We start from the raw sequence: 7,717 nt of genomic DNA, 5'->3' as shown, positions 1-7,717 counted from the left end.
TCCTTACAATTCCTTGTCCGATTAATACACACATTCAAACTCTGCTTTGGAGTTTACACAAAATTCTTGACACACCCAAACAATATTTTTTTCTTTGAAGAATCTTCTGGAGATATAATAATATCTTTAATTTCCGCGTAATGTGTAATTTTTTTAACAGGTGTTGTCTGATATACAGCGATATACCTCAAAAACGGTATCCTATCTTCGTTAATTCTAACAGAATACCATGAATTTTCACCAATAAATACTTTCTTAAATCCATTCTTTCTCGCTCTAACAATTATTGTATCTTGATATTCTATTTCCGATTTAATTTTTTCAATTTCATCTATTTCCTTCTCAATACCTTTTTGCTCATCTTCTGATAAACTCAATATATCTTTAATAAATAGTGAACTTGATTTTCTAATAACTGGTATCCCTGTTTCTTTAAGAAACTCTACTTTAAGTTCTGGTAGTAATTCTGATTCCGAGGTTCCACTCCTTGTACACCAATCTGATTTTTTATCATCAGAAATAATTACTACATTACTAAATTTTTTCTCTTTTACAAATTCTATAATATCAAGCCAAAACATTGCATCACCAAAAGAAGTCTCAAATTCCAGTGTAGCAAATTTACGCTTTTTTTTCTTGTTTCTATCTTTAAGTCCGGGTGGAATATTTTTTTCATATCTTTTAGAAATTATTTTTTCAAAATAATCAAGTTTTTCCTGAGTGTACTCTTCTCCAAGTATCCCTTCTTTTAAGAAAATTGAATTAACCCGCTGGAGGCGCTTTTCAATACCTTCAGGGGACCTCTAAAAACCCCAGTTTTTCTTCAAATTTAATCACTCAAACCTTGATAAATCAACATTTAGATTTTCAGAAATTTAGTTTTTAGAGGTGCCCTTCAATATATTTTTGGGAATTAAAATCCCCTTTATCAGGTTCGACTTGTTTTAATGATTCAACTAATACTTTGTTTAATTCATCTAATTGTGACTTTACTTTGTTGAAAATTTCATCTAAAAATATATCTATTTTTTTATCAGCCCCACTGTTTCCTTTGAAATTAATATTTCCACGCAAAACATTAATATCAATTCTTTGGTTGCTTATTATTTTTTCCTTCAAAAAAGTTTGAAATGCGTTAGTATCTGTATCAAAAATAGACTCTAAATCCTCTATCCCTTCAAATATACGGTTGATTGCATCTAGTGTATTTTTTGTACCAGATATATGATTTCTAATGTTATCAATACTTTCAAGGTAAACAATAAATGGTAAATATGTTTTATCAATAACTTTTTCTAACGCATTAAAAAATTTTTCTGAATTGTGTACCGATTGAATTGCATACGATATATAATTTGAGTCAAATACATATAAAGTCTGCTCATCTTCATTAAAATTAAGATTATACAATGATGCAAAATAATTATTCATATTATAATTCTTTCTGTAATTTCTTTTTTGATATGCTAAAAGCCATCTTACAGTATTGAAAGAGCTGAGGGATGTCTGCTCGGAGGTCTGTGTCAAAAACGGCTAGCAATCTTTTATATTGTTTCAAGTACGGATTGGTCATTGGGAACCTCCTTTTTTCCGAATCACTACTTCTGTTCCCTGATCCACTTGGCTGGTCACCTGAATGTCTAGTTCCAGTTGGTCCAGCACGCGCTTGGTCAGGTAAAGGCCGAAGCCGCTGGCTTTTTGGTGTTCGCGGCCATTGAAGCCGGTGAAGCCTTGGTCGAAGAGGCGGGGGATGTCTTCGGCTAGGATCCCGATTCCTTGGTCCCGGATGGTAACGCCCTGGTCCAGTAGGATCTGAACTTCTCCTCCTTCAGTGTTGTATTTGATGGCGTTATCCAGTATTTGGGAGAGGGCGAAGGCCAGCCATTTGCGGTCTGACTTGAGGATCCAGTCACCGGCAATTCTAACAGCAATTTGTTTATGTAAAAAGTGTGTTCGGTATTTTTTAACCAGGTCAACCATGATCGGGCGGACATCTACTTCTTCGAAGCGGAAATCACTGCTTTGATTGCTGAGTTTGAGGTAGTTGAGCAGGTTGGCTTGGTAGTTATCCAGGCGTAGGAGCTGGCTATCGACACTTTGCGAATCCAACTGCTTGGTTTGGCTCATCAGCGAGAGGGCGGCCAGGGGCACCTTCATTTGATGGGACCATAACTTGATCAAGGCTTGGAGGTCCTCCTCCCTTTTCTTATAGGCCAAGAGTTGTTGGCGGGTCTCATCCTTCTCCTTCTCCAATAAGGCTAAATAAGCGCGATCAATAGGCCTATTTAAGATATAGAGATCGGCCTCATGAATGCCATCCTTTAGAACGTTCATGCGATGAAAAAATTTCCAAAAAAGGCTGAGCATAATAATTAGAAAGATAGTGCTGGCTAAAAGGATGGATTGTACAAAGAAGGTCCAGGGAAGTTGATAGAGATAAAACAGGAGCAGAAAAGAGCCGACCAATAAGAAGTAAGCGAGAAAGAAAGTCCGGTATTCACGTAGAAACATCCTTATCATTTGACCAAGTACCCCACTCCTCGGACGGTATGAATCCGATCAAAGCCGACTTCGGCAACCTTTTTCCGCAAGCGGGTCATGTTCACATTGAGGGTATTTTGGTCAATAAATTCTTCATTCTCCCACAAGTCCTTGAGCAGATCTTCCTTGCTGACAACCTGGCCCTGGTTTTGAAAAAGAGCTTTGAGAATCCGTGTCTCGGTCGGGGTCAATTGGACCTGCTGCTGGCCCTGACGCAAGCGACCATCCAAACTTAACTGAAAGCCTTCGACACGGTACTCTTGGGTTGGTGTAAACTGATGGATCCGGCGTAAAAAAGCGCCGATTTTGGCATCTAAGACTTCCAAGGAGAAAGGCTTAGTGACAAAATCATCCCCGCCCATATTCATGGCCATAACCGCATTCATCTCGTCATCGCTTGAAGAAATAAAGATAATCGGCATGGTCATGCTCTTCCGGATTTCCGTCGTCCAGTAAAAGCCATTGTAATAGGGTAGGCTGATATCCATTAGAATAATATCCGGCTGCAGGTCCTCAACCTCTTGACTAACCGCCCGGAAATTCTGCACACTCATCACCTGATGCCTCTGGCCCAGGTGCTGTTTAAGGAGATCGACAATCAGCGCATCATCCTCGACAATGTATACGACACTTTGTTTCATATGAATAGTCTAACACCTTTTCGGCAAAAAATAAAAAGAGAACCTAAAATCAAGGAAAAAAGGCTAGAACACAATCGTTCGTAGCCTTTGATCAATGGAAGATAACCTACCGTTCAATAATCCGATAATAGGTGCGGCTGGTTAACTTGTAGATGAGGTAGTAGAGTAGACCAATGATCACGAGGGTCGCCCCACTCACGATATAAATCATGCTGGAGGAAGTCACTCCAAAAAAGGCCAACATCTGCTTAAGCATAACCAGTGATACGAGGAAATGCAGAGCAGCCATTCCCAAGGGCATAAAGAAGACCAATAAGACTTGCGAATTGATGGTTTTCTTAACTGCTGACTGACTCATCCCAACTTCTTGGAGAATCCGATAGGATTTCTTGTCTTCATGTCCCTCGGAGTATTGCTTGTAATAGATGATCAAAGCAGCACCTAGAAGGAAACTGAGTCCCAGTAGGAAACCTGTGAAGAGGAAACCACCTGAAAAACCAAGTAGCATCACCACAAAATCTTCTTTAAGAGATATGTCTGCTGTCCACTTTCCAGCTTCATCCTGAACCAAGTACACATCCCCTTCTGCTTCTGCGACAGCATTGATTTCAGCCTTACTGATATCCGCAAAAACACGGTAGCTTAGTGGAAGATCGTAAAACTTTTGGAATGCACTTAGAACATCATCATTAGGAAGAACGAAAACCATGCCCGCTAACGTATTGGCTAAGCCAGGGAATGTAGCATTCGAAGAACCTTCTACAGTTTCAAAAACCTGTTTATCTAGTCGAACCCGCTGTATCTGTTTGCCTTCTTTAGCTTGAATCACAGCAATTTGATTAGGAGCTAGCTCTGGGAGCTGATTCCCCAATTTCCGAAAATCATCTTGGGTAACCATGTAAGTATAAAATGGATTGGTTGCAGGTTCATGGGAAAGTACTAGCTCGTCCCCACCTGTGTAATTGAGAGTTGTTTGTAAGGCTAACAACTCCTTGGCATCACGGCTAGACTCTGGAAACTTGGCTTGAACGACTTGTTGATAGGCCTCACTGGCTTCTGACCGATTTTGTACGACTAGATTAATACTAGCCTCCTTTGGATAGATATTCTCCGTAAATCCTTGCATCCCTGCATAGAGCGAGGTAGTTGTCGCAATGGTAACGAAGGACATAACCGCTAAGAGGGTAATATTGGCTAGTCCTGTAGCATGTTGCTTCATGCGGAAGATCATCTGTGAGGTGGTAATAAAGTTCTCGGGCTGGTAGAAATACTTTTTATTCTTCCGCCGTCTTTTGAGGAACCAGGTCATAAAGCTAATATAGAAGAGATAGGTTCCTGCAATAACCAATAGAACAGCGAGGAAAAAGAGCCAGACAATCGCTGCCCCTTGAGCTTGAGAAGTCAACGATATGCCATAACCCATGGCCAGGCTCAGAAGTCCGAGAGCAGAGAGGAGGATATTTCCCTTGGGCTCCTTCTCCCCTTTTTCGCTACTGCGAAAAAGAATCAAGGGATTATTTTTCGCAATTTTGCGGATGGCTAAAAATTCCAAAGCTAGGAAGATCCCTGCAAAGAGGATGGCTGAATAGACAAAGGACATGGGATCTACACTAAAGTGCAGATCATGGTAGCCTACCAGGTTGACAAAGATCAAATAAAGGACATTGGCAAAGACGCCGCCCAACATAGACCCTAGGACTAGAATCGCCAAGAAAAGCAGGATTAACTCTAAACTGGCAATCAAAATAACCTTTTTCTTGTTCATCCCCAACATGTTATAGAGACCAAACTCCCTTGACCTTTGATGCATCAGGAAATTGTAACTATAAGTTTCCATAATAAAACTGAATATGGTTAGAACAAATAACCCCATTCCTAAGACAATGGATCCACTTCCCATGGAAGCCATGACGGGGCTAAACATGAGGGCAAACATGGAGGAGATGATGGTAAAAAGTACGAGGCTGGATAAAACAAAGGGTGCGAAGACGCGAATGGAATTGCGGAGGTTCCGCAAGGCAAGTTTACCGTAAAACATCTACTCACCTCCTAATAAGGCGGACATGTTCAAGGAAATCTCCTTGGCAAACTCCTGATTGCTTTTACCAGTCCGATATAGTTGATGGAAGATCCGACCATCCTTGATGAAGAGCACGCGTTTGGCGTGACTAGCTGCATTGGCCGAATGAGTCACCATGAGGATGGTCTGACCGGCATGGTTAATCTCCTCAAAAAGCTGCAACAAATCCTCAGAGTTCCGATAGTCCAAGGCAGCGGTTGGTTCATCTGCCAACACTAACTGGGGACGAGTAATCAGGCTACGGGCAATTGCCACCCGCTGCTTCTGACCTCCTGAGAGTTCAAAAGGCCGCTTCTGGAGTAGGTTTTGAATCCCCAGTTGCGGGGCTAGAATAGCTAGACGACTTTCCATTTCCTTGTAGTTCTGCCGCCCCAAGACCAAGGGGAGGAAGATATTGTCTTGCACCGTCAGCGTATCCAGGAGGTTAAAATCCTGGAAGACAAAGCCTAGATTGTGCAGGCGGAAATCAGCCAATTTACCTTCTTTAATCTGGGTAATGTCTTGCTGATTGAGAATTACCGAGCCACGGGTTGGCTTGTCCAAGGTGGCGAGGATGTTGAGTAGGGTTGTTTTACCAGACCCACTCTCCCCCATGATGGCAATGAATTCCCCTGCTTCTACTTTAAAATCAACATCTTGTAGGGCCCGTGTCTCTTCCTTGGAAAAGCGCGTGCGATAGACTTTTTCTAAATGATTAATTTCTAATAACATAGGTATGCCTCTTTCCTTTTTCGTTACTATCATTATAGAACAAAGTGAAAGGGACTATCCTTACAAGAATACTTGTTTTCTTACAAAGGTGTAAGATTCAAAAGGTCTGGGAGACCTTTTGAACCCGAGCCTAAAAATTCGAAAGCGAGGTGGGTCTGGGAGCCTTGGAACCCTAGCCCCAAAATAGAGAAGCGAGGTGGGTCCTTATCAAAGAAGTCAGAAATTGACTGTCTAAGCATCAACTTCTTTGACACTAGCCCTGTAAATCGTCTGTTGGCTAAAGGTTTGGCCGGCTGGTAAAATGACCTGAGTGGCTTGGGAGCCATGGATGGCATCAGGTAGAGCTTGTAGTTCCAAGGCAATGCCGTTGTGTTGGTGCATACTTTGGCCATCAAACTGGACTGCTGGATCACAGACATTGGCTGTATAAACAACAGCCACCGGAGCTTGAGTTTTAAAGGTCAGGTAACGACCAGAATTGGCCTCGTAGAGACTGCCCACTATCTCTTGGTCCTTCCGTAGGGCAAAGGCATGATCCAGGCCGTCTACCAAGCGAATTTGAGGGTCGGCTGAGGCGAAAAGATCCGATAAGCGGACTCCTTTTTGGAGGTCTACCACAAAGGTCGGGCTTGCATCTGCCTCCTTAGCCGGAACACCATCCGCTGCAATTGGAAAAACACCACTGGTCTCCAACTGCAGAATATGGGAGTTAACAGTTTGGTGCACATCTCCTGTCAGGTTGAAATAGCTATGGTTAGTCGGGTTCACTAGAGTGTCTTGGTCGGTTGTTACCTGATAGCTGATCTCCAAGCTTCCATCCTCACTTAAACGATAGCTAATCCAGACTTTCAGATTCCCGGGAAATCCCCCGGTTCCATGAACTCGCTCAGTATAGAAGGTAATTCCCTGGTCAGAGACCGCCTCAACTTGAAAAACAGTTGAATACCAGCCTGTTGAGCCGCTGTGATTGCAGTTAGAACCAGCATTTTTCTCAAGGCTATAAGAAACCCCGTTGAGTTCAAACTGGGCCCCAGCAATCCGCCCTGCCACTGGTCCAATGCTGGCTCCATGCTTGGGACTGTTGCCAATATAAGCCTCCAAATTGTCAAAACCCAGAATGATATTCGCGATCCGCCCTTCTTTATCGGGCGTTGCATATTCCAACACAGTCGCCCCATAGGTCATAACCCGCAAGTGATAGCCCGCTTCAGTTTCAAAACGATAAGCCTCTACTTCGTGTTCTCCAACACGCCCAAAAATTTCTTGTTGATAGGATTTCATCATTTTCCTCCAATCTAGATCAACAGATGATATCGTTTTCTATTCTAACTATAGCACTTTTGGGAGGACTTGGACTCTCTTTAAAAATTTTTTCAAAAAAAAGACCATACGCGCCTTGGAACAAGGCAAGTACAGTCCTTAAACGGATAGAAAATAAATTAACGAGCAGTGAAACAGCAACCGCAAGAGGTGATGGCTGTAATGAACGGGCTTCCCCGTCCGCCTTCTATCCTCGAAATAGGTCCAGGAAATGGCGAGGATAAGCACGGATAGAAGGGTCTTTAAGACCGAACCTCCGTAAAAGAAATTCAAGACTGCTGCAATCAAGAAGCCACTACTAATTACCACTGACATCAAGGAAATTCCCAACTGCTGCCGATAGCCGTGGGTGTGTCAAGAATTTTGTGTAAACTCCAAAGCAGAGTTTGAATGTGTGTATTAATCGGACAAGGAATTGTAAGGA

General features: G+C 42.4%; 8 protein-coding genes. All 8 read right to left on the bottom strand.

Annotation, left to right across the window (positions count from 1 at the left end; genetic code table 11):
• Positions 1-53: 53 nt before the first annotated feature.
• Positions 54-740 carry a PIN-like domain-containing protein gene (locus E5983_RS07850; protein ID WP_331251103.1) on the bottom strand — a complete coding sequence of 229 codons (687 nt, stop codon included), beginning with the start codon at positions 738-740 and terminating at the stop codon, positions 54-56.
• A 142-nt stretch (positions 741-882) separates the two neighbouring features.
• Positions 883-1,431, bottom strand: coding sequence for a hypothetical protein (locus E5983_RS07845; protein WP_160333312.1), 549 nt, complete (start codon positions 1,429-1,431; stop codon positions 883-885).
• A gap of 138 nt (positions 1,432-1,569) precedes the next feature.
• Entirely contained in the window at positions 1,570-2,520 is a 951-nt protein-coding gene (locus E5983_RS07840; protein WP_160333311.1) for a sensor histidine kinase, read from the bottom strand.
• On the bottom strand, positions 2,517-3,182 hold the full coding sequence (locus E5983_RS07835; protein WP_160333310.1) for a response regulator transcription factor: 666 nt from the start codon (positions 3,180-3,182) through the stop codon (positions 2,517-2,519). Before E5983_RS07835 ends, E5983_RS07840 begins: the two co-directional genes overlap by 4 nt.
• 106 nt (positions 3,183-3,288) lie before the next feature.
• On the bottom strand, positions 3,289-5,220 hold the full coding sequence (locus tag E5983_RS07830) for an ABC transporter permease (protein ID WP_160333309.1): 1,932 nt from the start codon (positions 5,218-5,220) through the stop codon (positions 3,289-3,291).
• A complete protein-coding gene (locus tag E5983_RS07825) occupies positions 5,221-5,973 on the bottom strand; it encodes an ABC transporter ATP-binding protein (RefSeq protein WP_160333308.1) in 753 nt (250 codons plus the stop codon).
• A gap of 231 nt (positions 5,974-6,204) precedes the next feature.
• On the bottom strand, positions 6,205-7,254 hold the full coding sequence (locus tag E5983_RS07820) for an aldose epimerase family protein (RefSeq protein WP_160333307.1): 1,050 nt from the start codon (positions 7,252-7,254) through the stop codon (positions 6,205-6,207).
• A 138-nt stretch (positions 7,255-7,392) separates the two neighbouring features.
• Positions 7,393-7,608 (bottom strand): hypothetical protein, encoded by a 216-nt coding sequence (locus tag E5983_RS07815; protein WP_160333306.1) that lies wholly within the window; start codon positions 7,606-7,608, stop codon positions 7,393-7,395.
• Positions 7,609-7,717: the final 109 nt, after the last annotated feature.

It is taken from the genome of Streptococcus danieliae (assembly GCF_009767945.1).
Taxonomy (GTDB): domain Bacteria; phylum Bacillota; class Bacilli; order Lactobacillales; family Streptococcaceae; genus Streptococcus; species Streptococcus danieliae.
The sequence above is the reverse complement of the archived record's forward strand: the minus strand, read 5'-3'. Positions and strand labels throughout refer to the sequence as shown.

Coding starts and splice junctions, on each gene's coding strand:
- E5983_RS07815 (WP_160333306.1), bottom strand. CDS start 7,608: ATGTCAGTGGTAATTAGTAGTGGCTTCTTGATTGCAGCAGTCTTGAAT.
- E5983_RS07840 (WP_160333311.1), bottom strand. CDS start 2,520: ATGATAAGGATGTTTCTACGTGAATACCGGACTTTCTTTCTCGCTTAC.
- E5983_RS07835 (WP_160333310.1), bottom strand. CDS start 3,182: ATGAAACAAAGTGTCGTATACATTGTCGAGGATGATGCGCTGATTGTC.
- E5983_RS07830 (WP_160333309.1), bottom strand. CDS start 5,220: ATGTTTTACGGTAAACTTGCCTTGCGGAACCTCCGCAATTCCATTCGC.
- E5983_RS07845 (WP_160333312.1), bottom strand. CDS start 1,431: ATGAATAATTATTTTGCATCATTGTATAATCTTAATTTTAATGAAGAT.
- E5983_RS07825 (WP_160333308.1), bottom strand. CDS start 5,973: ATGTTATTAGAAATTAATCATTTAGAAAAAGTCTATCGCACGCGCTTT.
- E5983_RS07820 (WP_160333307.1), bottom strand. CDS start 7,254: ATGAAATCCTATCAACAAGAAATTTTTGGGCGTGTTGGAGAACACGAA.